General features: G+C 63.8%; 15 protein-coding genes. 8 read left to right on the plus strand and 7 right to left on the minus strand.

Annotation, left to right across the window (positions count from 1 at the left end; genetic code table 11):
- Positions 1-25 precede the first annotated feature (25 nt).
- Positions 26-526, plus strand: coding sequence for a MarR family transcriptional regulator (locus ACV095_RS04800; protein ID WP_051081332.1), 501 nt, complete (start codon positions 26-28; stop codon positions 524-526).
- Positions 527-647: 121 nt separating this feature from the next.
- On the opposite strand, the gene ACV095_RS04805 is transcribed toward ACV095_RS04800, so the two are convergent.
- The 4 genes from ACV095_RS04805 to ACV095_RS04820 form a co-directional block, all read right to left on the minus strand.
- On the minus strand, positions 648-1,616 hold the full coding sequence (locus tag ACV095_RS04805) for an aldose 1-epimerase family protein (protein WP_478223023.1): 969 nt from the start codon (positions 1,614-1,616) through the stop codon (positions 648-650).
- Positions 1,613-2,686, minus strand: a complete 1,074-nt coding sequence (locus ACV095_RS04810) for a glucose 1-dehydrogenase (protein WP_478223024.1) — start codon at positions 2,684-2,686, stop codon at positions 1,613-1,615. The genes ACV095_RS04805 and ACV095_RS04810 overlap by 4 nt, the downstream gene beginning before the upstream one ends.
- Before the next feature lie 133 nt (positions 2,687-2,819).
- The gene (locus ACV095_RS04815; RefSeq protein WP_478223025.1) at positions 2,820-3,569 is read right to left on the minus strand and encodes a phosphatase PAP2 family protein; all 750 of its coding nucleotides are present in this window, start codon (positions 3,567-3,569) and stop codon (positions 2,820-2,822) included.
- 165 nt (positions 3,570-3,734) lie between these two features.
- Positions 3,735-5,840, minus strand: coding sequence for a transglycosylase domain-containing protein (locus ACV095_RS04820; RefSeq protein WP_056392909.1), 2,106 nt, complete (start codon positions 5,838-5,840; stop codon positions 3,735-3,737).
- Between the two features lie 435 nt (positions 5,841-6,275).
- Between ACV095_RS04820 and ACV095_RS04825 the strand changes: the two genes are divergently transcribed.
- The 5 genes from ACV095_RS04825 to ACV095_RS04845 all read left to right on the plus strand — a co-directional run bounded on the left by ACV095_RS04825 (position 6,276) and on the right by ACV095_RS04845 (position 10,785).
- The gene (locus ACV095_RS04825) at positions 6,276-6,740 is read left to right on the plus strand and encodes a hypothetical protein (RefSeq protein ID WP_018768695.1); all 465 of its coding nucleotides are present in this window, start codon (positions 6,276-6,278) and stop codon (positions 6,738-6,740) included.
- Positions 6,741-6,813: 73 nt separating this feature from the next.
- Positions 6,814-7,866 (plus strand): S1C family serine protease, encoded by a 1,053-nt coding sequence (locus ACV095_RS04830; RefSeq protein ID WP_223992434.1) that lies wholly within the window; start codon positions 6,814-6,816, stop codon positions 7,864-7,866.
- A 224-nt stretch (positions 7,867-8,090) separates the two neighbouring features.
- Positions 8,091-9,440 carry an MFS transporter gene (locus tag ACV095_RS04835; RefSeq protein ID WP_478223026.1) on the plus strand — a complete coding sequence of 450 codons (1,350 nt, stop codon included), beginning with the start codon at positions 8,091-8,093 and terminating at the stop codon, positions 9,438-9,440.
- A 517-nt stretch (positions 9,441-9,957) separates the two neighbouring features.
- The gene (locus tag ACV095_RS04840) at positions 9,958-10,170 is read left to right on the plus strand and encodes a hypothetical protein (RefSeq protein WP_478223027.1); all 213 of its coding nucleotides are present in this window, start codon (positions 9,958-9,960) and stop codon (positions 10,168-10,170) included.
- Positions 10,171-10,224: 54 nt separating this feature from the next.
- A complete protein-coding gene (locus ACV095_RS04845; protein ID WP_478223028.1) occupies positions 10,225-10,785 on the plus strand; it encodes a hypothetical protein in 561 nt (186 codons plus the stop codon).
- Positions 10,786-10,798: 13 nt separating this feature from the next.
- Here ACV095_RS04845 and ACV095_RS04850 read toward each other — a convergent pair whose 3' ends face one another.
- The 3 genes from ACV095_RS04850 to ACV095_RS04860 form a co-directional block, all read right to left on the minus strand.
- On the minus strand, positions 10,799-11,104 hold the full coding sequence (locus ACV095_RS04850; protein ID WP_478223029.1) for a YdeI/OmpD-associated family protein: 306 nt from the start codon (positions 11,102-11,104) through the stop codon (positions 10,799-10,801).
- A gap of 655 nt (positions 11,105-11,759) precedes the next feature.
- Entirely contained in the window at positions 11,760-12,221 is a 462-nt protein-coding gene (locus ACV095_RS04855; RefSeq protein WP_018768683.1) for an Lrp/AsnC family transcriptional regulator, read from the minus strand.
- A 182-nt stretch (positions 12,222-12,403) separates the two neighbouring features.
- On the minus strand, positions 12,404-12,631 hold the full coding sequence (locus ACV095_RS04860) for a hypothetical protein (protein ID WP_478223030.1): 228 nt from the start codon (positions 12,629-12,631) through the stop codon (positions 12,404-12,406).
- 343 nt (positions 12,632-12,974) lie between these two features.
- On the opposite strand from ACV095_RS04860, the gene pdhA reads away from it, so the two are divergent.
- A complete protein-coding gene (pdhA, locus tag ACV095_RS04865) occupies positions 12,975-14,201 on the plus strand; it encodes a pyruvate dehydrogenase (acetyl-transferring) E1 component subunit alpha (protein ID WP_018768681.1) in 1,227 nt (408 codons plus the stop codon).
- Positions 14,198-15,325, plus strand: a complete 1,128-nt coding sequence (locus ACV095_RS04870) for an alpha-ketoacid dehydrogenase subunit beta (protein ID WP_478223031.1) — start codon at positions 14,198-14,200, stop codon at positions 15,323-15,325. Before pdhA ends, ACV095_RS04870 begins: the two co-directional genes overlap by 4 nt.

The following is a 15,325-nucleotide window of genomic DNA, read 5'->3' on the forward strand; positions in this document are numbered from 1 at the left end:
CAACCATTAGAGGAAACTGGTGCCCATGGATACATCTGCCGGATCTGCGTTGATCCCTGAACCTTCAAGTCGGGAAGTCGAAGCGGTGATGGGCGCCGCCGACACTCTTCTGCGCGTGGTGGCCCGCTCTGTTGCTGAGGTTGAGGACATCGTCAATACGCCACAGCTGCGGGTGCTGGTCCTTATCCATACCCGCGGACCACAAAACCTCGGCGGCGTCGCCGCAGAGCTTGGCGTGCACGCATCCAATGCCACCCGCATCTGCGACCGGCTGGTAGCGGCTGACCTGCTGCAGCGCCGTGAAGACCCCGCGGACCGCCGATACATCCGGTTGGAGTTGACCAGCAAGGGCAAGGAACTGGTCAACTCCGTGTTGGAGCACCGGCGGCAGGCCATCGCAGAGGTGATTTCCAGGATGCCTGCGGGCCGGCGTCCTGCGCTGGCCGCAGCGCTGGAGGCCTTCGCAGCCGCCGCCGGCGGCCAGGGTACCTCCGACGGTCGCTTTACGTTGGGAGCCGGTACGTGACGTGACCGGATCCTGGTGCGGCAAGCCATGTTTTCATTGAAACCCAATATTTGCGTTTGCGCAATAGTTGGCAAAAGTGGGATGTCTTCTCTGCTGGAACCGGATCGGCGGAGGGAATCCTTCAGGCTGGCTTGATGCCCCACTGTCCGGTGTGGGATTGCCCGGGGTCCAGGGTGATCAGGCCTTCGCCGGAGTTGAAGGCGTCAGGGGCGCACGTCATGGGCTCCACGCCCAGCCCGGTCCGGCGGCGGTCCCGTTGGGGGAGGGTGTCCCCGGTGAAGATCTCCAGGTAGGGGTATGTGTCGTCCACCCACAGCTCAACTCCTCCGGAGCGGTCCGGGCGCAGCAGCCTTACGCGGGCGCGCCCATCCCCGCCGCGGAGAAGGTCGGTGTAGGCCACGTCGATGTGCCGGCCACCAAGTTGCTGGAGTTCCCGCAGGTCGTACTTTGTGCCGTCCACACGCTCGTGCCCGGTGGGGATGCCGCGTTCATCCACGGGCAGGTACGTCCGCCCCGGCACCTGGACCAAGGCGGTGTCGATAGCGCCCGCGCGCACCGTTCCTGTGCTGAGGTAAGGATGCGCCCCAGTCCCGTAGGGGCACGGTGAGTCGCTCCGGTTCACCGCCGTGCTCCGCACCGTCAATCCGTCCGGACCGAGTTGATAGTCCAGCCGGCAGTCGAGGACCCAGGGCCAGCCGTGGCAGGCGTGCAGGGTGTAGGCGAAGGAGATGGAGTCGTCGGTCTGCTCCACAACCGGGGCATTCCAGTTCCGCCAGCGGGTCAGTCCGTGGATGGCCCCGCCTTTGTCCGGCTCGCTCAGGTCAAGCTGGAGCCGACGGCCTTCCCACTCATAGCTGCCGGCCTTGATCCGGTTCGGCCAGGGGATGAGCGACTGACCGCGTGCGCCCGTGCACATCTCATCCGGTCCATACCCGTCCAGCAAGGTGCGGCCGTCCAGCAGGTAGTCCCGCAATGCCCCGCCAACCTCCGTGAGGTGCGCGGTTTGCCCGCCGTACCGGATTTCGTACTGGAGCCCGGACGGGTGCCGGTGGTCGATGGTGGCTTCTGTTGGTTCCCGGCGGGGAATCATCGCTGGTCGCCTCTGCCGCCGCGGGACTTTTGCAGGTCCAGCACAACCTTGACGTCGTCAGGCCTGTGATGGAAGGCCTCAGCGTAGTTTTCGAGGGGTACCCGGCGGCTGATGAGGCGGCGCAGCCAGTCGGGGTTGGCAGAGGACAGGGCCTTGGCGCCGGCATCGTAGTGGCGCCGGTTGGCGTTGACGCTGCCGAAGACCACGCCGTTCATCAGCACTTCCTCGCGGTTGAGGGCGCCGACATCCACTTCCGTTTGGTTCCCGGTTCCCGAGACGCCGGTCAGGCAGGTGATGGCGTCCTGGGCGCGGCAGCGCAGTGCGTCCAGGACCACGGGGGTGACGCCCGTGCACTCAACCAGGACGTTCGGTTTCAGGCCGGAGTCCGGCAGTGATTCGCTGTGGTAGATGGCTCCGAGGTCCCGGACCAGCTCCGGCTTGGGCCCGTCCTTGACGATGTCGAAGACGTGGACTTCCAGGCCCTGCTGGACGCCCAGAAGTGCGGCGAGCAAGCCAACGGGTCCGGCTCCGGTCACCACGGCGATATGAGGGTCGAAGAAAGCCCGCTGCCCGATCCTGGTGATCTGTTCCCAGGCCTTGGCCACGATGGTGGTGGGCTCCAGCAGCACACCCACGTCTTCCAGCCCCGCCTGCAGTTTCACTATGGACTGCGGGTCGGCGCGCCATTGCTGGCGCGCGAATCCGTCCAGGCCTTTGATGCCGTGCTCGGTGTACTTGCCGTTCAGGCACATGTCCCACTCGCCGGCGGCGCAGGCTTTGCAGGGTTCGGGATCGGGCCTGCGGACAATGCCCACCACCAGGTCTCCCTCGGCGAGGCCGGAATCCCGCGGAGCTTCCCGCACCCGGCCCAGGTTTTCATGGCCCAGCACCAGGTAGTCCTGGCCCGGCGGAGCCTTGCCGTAATCTGCCGCGATGATCTCGGCGTCGGTGCCGCAGAGGCCAACCGCCAGGGCATCCACCAGCACTTGTCCTTCACCCGCTGCCGGTTCCGGAATGTCGCGCAGGTGGAGGGAGTCCTTGACTCCCGGGGTCACTGTCAGCGCACGCATGATGTCTCCCTTTAGCCGTGGTTGTCCTGGCCAGTGTCTCGCTTTATTTGCGATGACGCAACAGTGTGGGGGAAGCAAGCGCTAACGTCCATCGAGCCCGCTCAGCAGCCGGGCAGCCAGTCGGCTTTCGCACTCATTGTTCTGCCGCATGGCAGCCGCGGTTGATATCCAGCATGATCACGACCGCGAGGAGAACCACGGAGATGGAGGCGGACGCGAGCGTATCTGTAAACCAGTGATAGCCGAGGTAAACGCGGCTTGCTGCTTCCAGTGTCAGGCCTCCGGCTGCAGCGCTGAAGGCAACGATTACGGAAACCGTGCGGGAGGAGCGGGAATAGAGCAGGTATGCGCCGATCAGCAGAAAGTTTGAGGCACCGACGACGTGCCCGGAAGGAAACGATGAAGTGGCATCGGCGCCCAGCATCATCAGTGCCGCTGGGGGACGGGAACGTCCCACGGCGTGGGCGATGACCTCCGTAATGATGACCCCCGTGAGCATCGACCCGGCGAGCAGCAAGGGGCGCCAAAGGCGGCGGGTAAAAAGGGCCCAGGCCGTGGTGGCGAGCAGTGTTATCAGCGGAAGGGCGACCGGGCCGAACACAATGGCGAGTCCCGCCAGAACCATGGTGGCAGCAGTGGTCCGGTGATTCACGAACCACTCGGTCATGGGCCCGTCAGCCGCTGTGACGCCATTGCCGTGAAGCACTTCCCCCAGCGTCAGCAAGAAGGAAGCGGCGCCGGCCAGGGCCAGCGCAAGTGACACTGCGCTCAGGACGAGGAACCGGCCTGGGGGAACAATGAATCCGTCGCCTAAGCGAAAAGCCAAGGATTGAGACTGCGACTCTTTTACATCAGGGCGGACATCGTCGTAATCGCTTGCCACGGCGGCACCCATTCCTCCTGCTGGACTGGTTCCTCGTCGTTGGGGAACTTTCGCGGTTTGGGAAGTGAAGCTCGTGAAAAAGCCACCGTTGCTTCACCGAGTATCAATGAACGATAGCGCAATAATTGTAATTGCGCAATGGAATACGGGGCTGGCCCGCCCCCGTCAGCGGAGCATTGATGGTGGTGGCGAGGGAAAAGGGCCGCCTGGGTATTTTGGGGCCGCGGCGTTCATGAGGTGGGCCCACTGGGTGCCGGCGATGTTTGCTCCGTCCAGACCGGCGTAGTACTTTCCGTTGATGGTGATGTGCTCATTTGCCCATTCCGGCCCGAATCCTTTGTAGCTTCCGAACCATGAGGCGGTGGCGATGCCTGTGGTGGCGCCAACGGTCCATGTCTGGGTGTGTCCGTCGGTGGTGCCGGTTTTGGCGAAGATGTCCTGTTCCTTGTTCACGGGAATGTTGTAGCCCGATCCTTTGGTCAGTACTGGCTTCAGGGCGTACGTGACGCCGGCAGCGACGTCCGGGTCGATGGTCTGGGTGCAGTCCGCGGCTGGCACCGGGTAGTGGTGTCCGCCGGGTCCGGTGACCGTCTCCAAGGCGACGGGTCTGCAGCGGATTCCTCCGGCCGCGAAAGTTGCGTAAGCGGTAGCCATGTCCAGCGGCGCGACATCCTGGGTGCCGATCAGGTTGGCGATACTGGAGAGGTCGTAGGGCTTGTTGGTGTGGCCGTCCTTGATGCCCGCCGCTGTGGCCATCTTCTGGATGTTGCAGAAATCCAGCTGCGTTGCTGACTGGAACGTGATGGTGTTGATGGAGTGGTACAGGCCTTCCAGGACACTCATCCGATAGTAGTGGTAGGGGTCGTCGTTGGGCAGGGGTGTCTGGCCGAGGGCGGGATCGTAGGACCCGGCCGTCGTGCCGCAGCTGTTTTTCCATGGGAAGCCGGCCTTGTAGGTGCGGACCGAGCCGTCCAGCCGGACAGCCATGGACCGGCCGGAATTGAGCCATTCAGCAAAGACGAATGGTTTCATCGTGGAACCGATCTGGAAGCCGCCGGCACCATGGAGCGGCTTACCGCGGCTGTCCGTTTCTGGGAGGGCGAAGTTGCCCGTGTAGTGTCCGGGCCCAGGCGCCGGGTTGTATATGGTGTTTTGGGCCATGGCGAGGATCTTGCCCGTCCGGGGCTGGACGCTGACAAGGGCGGCCCCGCGCTGCAGGGGATCCGCCGGGGGAAGCGAGGCATTGACCTGTCCCTGGGCCACTTTTTGCAGGTCCGGGTCCAGAGTGGTGTGGATGGACAGCCCACCCTGGTACAAAAGTCTGCGCCGGGCCGTCTCGTCGGCCCCGAAGGCGGGGTCGTTGAGGATCAAACGTTGGACGTAGTCGCAGAAGTATGGAGAAGTCGCCGCGGCGCATCCTTGGACGGTTGGCTGGACGTTCAAGGCGAGGGGCGCGGCGGTAGCCTTGTCGTGCTGGACCGTGGAGATGTAACCCTGTTGGAGCATTTGGTCCAGAACTTCATTGCGCCGGGCCACCACATGGCCTGGTTCGGTGATCGGATCGTAGTACAGGGGCCTGTTGACCACTCCTGCCAGGGCGGCGGCTTGGGTAAGGCTGAGGTCGCTTGCGGGGACGCCGAAATACTCTTTGGCTGCCGACTGGATGCCGTAGGCTCCGTTGCCGAAATACACCAGGTTCAGGTAGCCCTGAAGGATCTGGTCCTTGGAGTACTTGTCCTCGAGGCTGACGGCGAGTTTCATCTCCCGAAGTTTGTCGCCGATGGTCCTGGCCGCGCTGGACTTGACCTCGTCCGCCCTGCCGCTGGAGATCAGCGCCTGGATGAGCACGTTCTTGACGTACTGCTGGGTGATGGTCGATGCGCCCTGCCGGCCGCCCAAGGTGTCCACGTAGAGGGCCCGGAGAATGCCCGCTGGATCGATGCCGCCGTGCTCATAGAAACGGGAGTCCTCGATGGCCACGATCCCGTCGCGCATAAACGGTGATACCTGCTCCAGTTCCACCGGCACGCGATTCTGCGAATAGAACGTGGCGATGACCGACCCATCTTTAGCCAGCACCTCCGAGTTCCGGGCCGGGGGGTTCAGATCCAGCACTGAGGGCAGCTGCTCGAAAAGCTTGGTGGATGTAGCGGCCAGGGATGAGCCCAACGCCGCCGCGGGGACCAGGAGCCCGGTGACCAGGAAGCCGCCGATGACGCAGGCAGCCATGAAGGCGGCAGCCTTTCGCCACAGTTTGTCTCTAAGGAGCATGCAGGAGAATTCCTTGTCGTGTCGTCACTGCACTTCGATCAAGGCGTCGCATGGACAGGGGCGCCTGGAAGCAACCCCTCCTGGGTCTAGTGCCGCTTGTCTCGGAATGATTGCCAATGTGCAAACAATGCTATGTCCCGAATCTGCATCGACAGGGCTGAATCCGGTAACAGGAGGGCAACAATTCAGAAAAGTGGAACTTGCTAAGTGGATAGTGATTGCGTTGGCGCAAGTGCTGCGCCACACTGAGGGAGGGGATATACCGGGGAAGCCCACGGATGAAGCCCTAAAGCTAACCACGGTGGGGCAGGGGAAAAGCTGTACTGGGCTGCCAGGCGACCTGCGCCATCTCCGCCGCATTGTCACCTGCAGATCTCATGCAGGCTTCTGTTTTGACCAGCCGGCAGCATCTCAACGCCAGGGAAAGGAACATCCATGAAACCCGCCCACGGCACCATACGGTTTTTCCGCCTCCTGCCCGTCCTGGTGATCTCGGCCCTTCTGGCTACCGGCTGCTACAACCCTTCCGAAGGGGACCGCGATCCCATTGCGCTCGGTTCCGACTTGAACTTTGCCGGGCTGGAGTTGCGAAGCGTTCTGCTTGTGACATCAGGGCAAAATGAACCCGCACGCGTGTTGGGAACGATCATCAACACCACGGCTGCTGATATTGAGATGGTCCTGGCCGACTCCGACGAGCAAGTCCAGGTCAGGATCCCGGCAAGCGGGAACAAGGAGTTTGACCAGACGCCCCTCATTCTCAACAGTGCCGCGGAGGCTCCCGGGGCGCGCACTGACCTGACAGTAAGCGTGAAGGGGCAGGAAACCAGAATCAACGTCCCCATTCAGGACGGGACTTTTGACCAGTACCAGCCTTATGTTCCTTCGCCCAGCCCTTGACGCTGGCAGCAGCCCTGCTGGGCAAGACAGGCGACCGCCCTTCCCGGGCGATCTCTCAAAGAGGAGGTATCCAATGAGGTTAAGACTCTACGCGGCGGCTGGAATGACCGCAGCGGCGCTGACGCTGACGGGCTGTACGGGAAACCCGGCACCGGGGCCCGGTTCCTCCACTGCATCACCGGACGCATCCAAGGCAAGCCTGTCGGGCGGCGGCGGCCTGGCCGCGGTTCCCGGCGTGGTCAGGGAGGTCGAACCATCCGTGGTCACCATCAGGACTGCTGTCGGCCTTGGCAGCGGTGTCATCTACGACGGCAATGGATCCATTGTCACAGACGCCCATGTCGTGGAGGACCAGCAAAAACAGCCCTTTAAGAACGTTGAGGTCCAGTTCGCTGATGGCTCTCAGTCCCAAGGCACAATAGTTGGCGTTGACGACGTCACGGACCTTGCTGTCCTCAAGGTCGACCGCACCGGCCTTCCGGCCGCAAAATTTGCTGCAACAGATCCGGAGGTGGGTTCGATGACCGTTGTCATCGGAAGCCCGCTGGGGTTGGAGGAAACCGTCACTGCCGGAATTGTCTCGAGCCTGCACCGGAACATGCCGCCGTCGAAGGAATCACCCCACGGCGCCATCGACCTGCTGCAGACCGATGCGCCGATTTCCCCCGGTAATTCCGGCGGTGCGGTGGCGAATGCCGGCGGACAGGTAATCGGTCTTTCCGAGGCTTACCTTCCACCCAGCACCGGAGCCGTAGCCATCGGGTTCGTTACGCCATCCTCCACTGTCACCGACGTTGCAGACCAGCTGTTGGCCAGCGGATCGGTCAAACACGCCGCCCTCGGTGTGGTCCCCACCGACATCACGCCGCAACTCGCCCAACGGTTCTCCCTGCCCACGACGGCGGGGGCGCTGATCGTGAGCGTTTCGCAAGGAAGCCCAGCGGAACAAGCCGGCATGAAGGCAGGAGACATCATCACCAAGTTCGCCCAGGCAGACATTGGAAACGTGACGGACCTGCTGGTGGCCCTCAGGAAACAGGACCCCGGGCAGCAGGTGGACGTCATCGTGCAGCGCGGCTCAGCATCCCAGAACCTGCACGTCACCCTTGGCGACCTGGCTAAATGACTTATTGCGTTAACGCAATAGTTGCGTAAAAATAAGAAAATGCTGCTCGGGTAAGGATCGCCAACTCAAGGCGTAAAAGCCTGCAACGTCAGGTCCGCTCTATCCGAACAAGTCCCGCTCGTTCCGCCGCTTGGCGGAAAGCGAACCCCGACGAGGTCCGCGGGAGAGCAGTAGCTTTACTGGGGGGGCGGTCTGACCAGCCATATCGCGAAGGAGCATTTCCAATGGCACAGAACGTCAAATCAGCAACGGCAGAGGGCAATGCCCGGTGGAAGCGGTTGATTCCCGTCGCCATTGTCGTCTACATCATTTCGTTTATGGACAGGACCAATATCGGGTTCGCCCTGAACGGACTCCATCAGGACCTGGGCATCGACGCCGCCCAGCAGGGCCTGGCTGCAGGCATCTTCTTCATCGGCTATCTCGTCCTGCAAATTCCAGGCGGCCACCTCGCCGAGCACTGGAGCGCGAAGAAGTTCGTCGGAATCATGGTGCTCATCTGGGGCGTACTGGCCGTTCTTTCCGGATTCATCCAAAATTTCACGCAACTGCTGGTGGTGCGCTTTTTCCTGGGTGTCGCCGAGGCCGGAATCTGGCCTGCGATCCTTGTCCTGATCAGCCACTGGTTCCCGGCCGCTGAGCGGGCACGGGCCTACGCATTCTGGATGATGAACATCGCCATCGCCTCCATCATTACGGCCCCCCTCTCCGGCTGGATTCTCTCCTTCTCGGACTGGCGGTGGCTGTTCATCATCGAGGGCATCTTCCCCTTCGTCATCGCCGCACCCCTGTGGTGGGCCCTGATCGCTGACCATCCGCGCGAGGCGGCATGGTGCTCGGTCCAGGAGCGTGAGTACATCGAGAATGGGCTCGCTGCGGATGCAAGGGAACATCCTCAGCAGGAGAAACTGGGCCTGCGCCACGTTATGTCCAACACGGTTGTGTGGCGACTGACCTTGGTGTACTTCCTCATCCAGATTGGCTTCTATGGCATCAACATCTGGCTGCCGCACGTGATCAAGACAATTACCTCCGGATCGTCTATGGAGGTGGGGCTCATCACCGCAGTTCCGTACGTGCTGGCGATGGTAGGCCTCTGGTACAACGCCAAAGCGGCCGACCGTTCCGGCCGCTACTCCACTCACGTGCTGCTGTCGATGGCAGTCGGTGCTGTTGCGCTGGTGGTCTCGGTAGCAACCGGAGACAATATGCCGTTCCTTGCGGTTACCCTCATTAGCATCGCCGTCGCCGGGGCCTTGGCCTACGACGGTCCATTCTGGGCTTCAGCGTCCCGGGCCATGCCGGTGGCCGTCGCCGGCACCGCTATGGGACTGATCAATGCGGTAGGAAACCTCGGCGGATTCGTTGGACCCTACGTTGGTGGTTTCCTGCAGGATGTGACGCACGGCAGTTTCCTGGCCACGTCCATCTTCCTGGCATGTTGCCTCCTGGCTGCAGGCCTGGTGATGCTGACATTGCGGCGAAGCGGTGACAGGCCGCTGTCCGGTGCCCGGCTGCAGGGTGCCCTCTCCGGCGGGGCAGAGGCAGAAGCAACCAGGAAGAAAACATCCTGACGGGCGCCCTTGCAGCACGGGCAACTGCGCCGGTAGCGGGATGCCGGTCGCAGCCTCGTCACTGGTAGGCGCTCGGCACGGTAACTCAGCGGTGAAGGTGGGCCATTCCGAGACATGACCCACCCCCGCATCAGTTGCGCCAGTGCAACGGATTGTGGGTTTGTGGGGGAGGGGAGTCCGCATATCCACGCGAACAACTAAGGGCCGGAGAAGGTTCCGGAGGGGTGGGTGTTGGGGGATAAGCCTCCAGGAGGAGGGGATTTTCCTTTCGTTGCGTAGGCCCACCCCGCGCCCGTTCCCGGGATTGCGGGAGTCATGATTGGGTAGGCCGTGCTGCATAAGGGGTGCCCGGGACCCTTATGGCTGCCCGGGCGGTTCATGTACTTTGGTCCTGCCGGAGAGTCCTGAGCTGGCAGGATTCGCATTTTGGGGAATCGGCTGGGGACCCAGTTGCGCCCGCCCTGGTTCAGGGCCGGCCGCCCTTCCATCTCCGTTGCCGCATCCAAGGAGCCCCCCGTTGCACAAGCGCACTGTCCCGGTCATCGCTGCCGTTTTTCCGGCACTCTTCCTCTCCGCAGGGCCAGCCCCGGCCACCCCGGGCTATGACGAGGAAGTCCTTAACACCTACGTGGATTGCCCGCTGGAGCGCATCGGCACCCAGCTGGTCCGCTGCGACAACCTCACAGGAGCGGGGGTGAATGCCCCGTTCTGGATACCCGAGCAGAAATAGGCAGCGGCTGCCGGTGCAGATGCACCAGCCCGCAGCGGGGCGCATGATTGTCGCATGCAGAGAATTGCAGGCTGGCTGGCGGCCGCTGTCATCATCACGCTCGTTTTCGCGGCCGTGTATCTGACGCTGCAGCAAAGTGGCCGCCAGGCAGTCAATACAGCGCCGGCGGCTGCGGTGGCAGCACAGGTCCAGCAGATCGGATCAGATCCCGCGACGGGGCCGCGCCTCGAACTAACGAGTGACAGCGGGCCGTTCATGATCATCTACGGGGAGGACAACAAGGCAGTGTTCACAACGGTGACTCTGCATGGGGAAGTGCCGAACCTGCCGGTCGGCGTCCTGGACACCACACGGTCCGCTGGAACTGATGTTGTCACCTGGCAGCCGGAACCTGGCCTGCGGATGGCCGTCGTCGCCCGGCAGGCCGCCGGCAAAGTGGTTGTTGCAGGGCAATCCCTTACCCCTTTTGAAAACGCCGACAAGAGAACGCAACTTGTACTGACGGCAGGATGGCTGGCCAGCCTGATGGTGCTCGTTGCCGCCTACGTTGTGGCGGGCTTGTACAGCCGCCGCCGGACGCCCGACCTGGACAGGCCGGCACCTGCAGGGGAGTGAACCGCAGTGCCTGCTATTTCTTGCCCGCCTTGAGGTCCTCCAGCGTCTTTGCCACCCGCCGTGATCGGGTTTCTGCCGTCTTCGCGTCGTTGATTGGCTCCACGTAGCGCCGCTGGCTGCTGTAGTTCAGCGTCTCGTAAAAGGCCTTTGCTTCCGGTTCGGATTCCAGGGCGCTCGCGAGGTCTTCGGGAACGTCAACGGTCCGCGGCTGGGTGTCCACTTCGATGTCCACCTCCACGGTGTCGCCGGCGGATACGCCGGTCAGCTCCCGGTTGGCGGCGCTGGTGGGTATCGGTGTACCGAGTGGGTTGCCGGCCACGCCACTGAGGAAGACGGCCGGACGTATGCTGTTGCCGTCTGTAACGATGTATCGCTGAAGAGGAGTTCCGGATGCTCGACGGTCCTACGGCAGGGATCAGCATCGGCGCGTTGGTGGCGGTGGCCGTTGCCCTGTACATCGTGCTCGTGGTGCGCCGCAGGAAGTGACCCGCGACGCGCTTCCCGATTTTCGACGCGCATATTCCGTGGCGCGGCTCGAACGTGGGCGGCGAAAGGGACTGTGCGCGTCGTGGGCGAATATGCGCGTCAATCAACGCAGGGACGCGAGCGTACGACGGCGGCCGCGTCCCGCCGTCGTGTGTCCCACTTGGGGTGCGGGGGCCGGCGGCTTTTTCGGATCGACGCTGATCCGTGCCTCCGCCGCAGGCCCCTGGTCTTGTGTGGAAAGTTGAGTTGGATGCCTGGCGGCGCCCTTGCTTAGCGCCGCCAGGCTTCTGAGACCGTCGGTGTTATCCGACGCAGGCGCGGGTTGACTGGGACCCAGTACCCAGGTGCATCAGCGATGCGCTCCCGTCCTTCACGCATCACTTTGGAGTGAACGCCTCAAGGACGTCCCCGGATCCGGTCAAGAATTCATCAAGGTCGGCTCAATATTGGCCGCTTGATTTCGGTGCGCGGCAGCGAGGAAGGCCGGCTTACCGCGTATCCACGTCCTCGAACACCAGGAACGTCTGCGTGTCCAGCACGCCCGGCATGGTCTGCAGCTGGTCGAAGATGACGCGGCGCAGGTCGATGTTGTCCACGGCCCGGACCAGCAGGATCACGTCGAAGTCGCCGCCCACCAGCGCGATGTGGTGGACCTCCGGGATGGCGCCCAACTGGTCGCGGAGTTCCCGCCACGAATCCTGCTTCAGCTTCAGCGTCACGTAGGCGGAGGACTTCAACCCTGCCTTGATGGGATCCACCAGCGCGGTGAACCGGGTGAGCACGCCGTCACCGGTCAGCCGGGCAATGCGGGAATAGGCATGCGCCCGGGAAATATGCACGTTTTCCGCCACCTGCGTGACGGACATACGGCCGTCCCGGGTGAGTTCGCTGATGATGCGCCGGTCGATCTCATCCAGCGGAACCTCGGCCGCCACATCCTTGCCCGCCATTGTGCCCACGGCTCCTGTCGGTAGTCCACCTCACGAATACAAATCGTCTTCCATAGTAGGCAGATTTGAGGAGAGTCTCCGTGGCCGGAGCGCGCGGGAATACAAAACCGGCAGCAGGAACGCCGCTGGAACGAATGATGTTCAACCGGTCGGCCTTTCCCGGGCCGGTTGGGGGGGGTGGATCAGGACCCGTGGTGGCGGGTCCCGGTCCCCTCCGCTGCGCCGCGGATGAAGTCGCAGTCGCCGGGGGAGAGCACGGTTTCGCCATGCCTGTCCTGTTCGAATTCGACTCCGGTGCTCTTCATGATGGCCGCCGCGACGGTGCGCGGAAGGATCTTGCAGCCGGGATTATCAACCAGCCATTGCCGCGTGTCCGGGTCGAGCCTGGCCCACAATTTGGCTATTTCCATAGCGAACGCCCCCGCCTGTCACTGCTGTTAGGAAAATGCCGCAGTCCCGGATGTCCCGGGACGGTGCGTACCCGCATCATCCGAGTGTGGGCCTTCGGGAGACAGGGGTCAATGCACTTCTTTCCGTTGGCCGCCAGGCTTTCGCGCCCGGATGGAAGCAGGTGCAGTTTCCCTGCCCGCCATTTTGTCCACGGCGCGGGTCGGTAATCCACGTCACAGTTACAAATCGTCTTCCAAACCCGGCACTTCAGGGCAGCTTCTCCACGATTTGCGGAGGTGCTGGATACGAAACCTCGCCCGGGACAATACTGGGAGGGAATAGTGGCTACCGAAGGACGGACCAATGACGATCTCCGCAGACCACACCGCGCCGGACACCGCCAGCACCGAGCCCGCAGACGATGCGCTCACGGAAGCTGTGAAGAAGTTCGGCATCACGGTGGAGGACTACATGCTCCCCGCCCGGCACCAGATCCAGATGGTGGATCCGGACGGCCGGCTCATCCCGGACAGCGAGCAGGGCACCCAGCCCGGCCACGAATACCCTGTACCCGGCGATGACGAACTGCTGGCAGCGTACGAACGCCTCGTCGTCGGACGCCGCGTCAACGACCAGAACTCCGCCCTGGTCCGGCAGGGCCGCATGGCCGTCTACCCCTCCAGCCACGGCCAGGAAGCCTGCCAGGTGGCCGCCGCCCTCTGCCTGTCCGAGCGTGACTGGATGTTCCCCACCTACCGCGACGCCGTGGCCGTGATGACCCGCGGCGTGGACCCGGTACAGGTGATGACCATCTTCCGCGGCGACTGGCACGGCGGCTACGACCCCCTCAAATACAAGGTGGGCATCCAGTGCACGCCGCTGACCACCCAGTTGCTGCATGCCGTGGGCGTGGCGCACGCCGCCAAGCTCCGCGGCGAGGACACCGTGGTGCTGGCCATGTGCGGTGACGGTGCCACCAGCGAAGGCGACTTCCACGAAGCCCTCAACTTCGCCGCCGTCTTCCACCTGCCGGTGGTCTTCTTCGTCCAGAACAACAAGTACGCCATCTCGGTGCCCCTGGCGCACCAGTCCGTGGCGCCGTCGCTGGCGCACAAGGCCGTGGGCTACGGCATGGCCGGCGAACGCGTGGACGGCAATGACGTGGTGGCCCTCCTCGCCGTCCTGGACCGCGCCGTGAAACTCGCCCGCGAAGGCTCCGGACCGCTCCTGGTGGAAGCCAACACCTACCGCATGCAGGCCCACACCAACGCCGACGACGACACCCGCTACCGGGAAAACAGCGAGGTTGCGGAGTGGCGGGCCAAGGATCCCGTCAACCGGATGCGGACGTACCTGACGGACCGGGGGCTGCTGGATGACGACGCCGAAGCACGCATCGCTTCCCACGCTGAAGCGGTTGCCGCCCAGCTGCGCGAGGGCCTGAGCGAGGACGTGCAGGTGGACCCGCAGGAACTGTTCCGCCACGTCTTCGCCCGGCAGACGCCGCAGTTGAAGGAACAGTCCGCCATGCTCGCCGACGAGCTGGCCCGCGACGCAGCAGCTACTGATTCACAGGAGGCCGGCAAGTGAGCCCCACCATCACCACCTCGTCCGAAGCCAACGGCAACGTCAGTGCCGCCACCGCCCGGGCCGCAGCCTCGGCCGCCGCGTCCGCCGAAGCCGCGGGTCCCCAGCCCGTCACCATGGCCAAGGCCCTCAACACCGCCCTGGCGGACGCCATGCACGCCGACTCCTCCGTCCTGGTGTTCGGCGAGGACGTGGGCATGCTGGGCGGGGTCTTCCGCATCACCGACGGCCTCACCGCCACGTTCGGCGAACAGCGCTGCTTCGACACCCCGCTGGCCGAGTCCGGCATCGTGGGCATGGCCGTGGGGATGGCCATCAACGGGATGCGCCCTGTCATCGAGATGCAGTTCGACGCGTTCGCCTACCCTGCGTTCGAGCAGATCGTCAGCCACGTGGCCAAGATGCACAACCGCACCAAGGGGGCCGTGAAGCTGCCCATGGTGATCCGCATCCCGTACGGCGGCGGCATCGGGGGAGTGGAGCACCACTGCGACTCCTCCGAGTCCTACTACGCGCACACCGCGGGCCTGAAGGTCTATACCCCGGCCACGGTGGCGGACGGCTACCGGATGCTGCGCGAAGCCATCGACTCCGACGACCCCGTCGTCTTCATGGAGCCCAAGAAGATGTACTGGACCAAGGACTCCGTGGACCTTCCCGAGCTCCGCCGCCTTCACGAGGAAGGTGCTTCCGTGGAAGGCTCGACGGCGGGACGCACCTCCGAAGGCCGTGCCGCCGTCGCACGTCCCGGCACGGACGCCACGCTGATCGCCTATGGCCCGTCCGTCCCCACCGCGCTCGCCGCCGCCGAAGCGGCCGCGTTGGAAGGCCGCTCGCTGGAGGTCATCGACGTGCGGACCATCGTCCCGTTCGACGACGACACCGTGTGCGCGTCCGTCCGCAAGACCGGCCGGGCCGTGGTGATCGCCGAGGCGCACGGCTTCGCGTCCGTGTCCTCCGAGATCGTGGCCCGGGTCCAGGAACGCTGCTTCCACTACCTGGCCGCCCCCATCCGCCGCGTTACCGGATTCGACGTCCCCTACCCGGCACCCAAACTCGAGAAGTACTACCTGCCCGGCGTGGACCGCATCCTCGACGCCGTTGACGACCTTCAGTGGGAGAACTGA

This window comes from Arthrobacter sp. JDC6 (assembly GCF_056484025.1).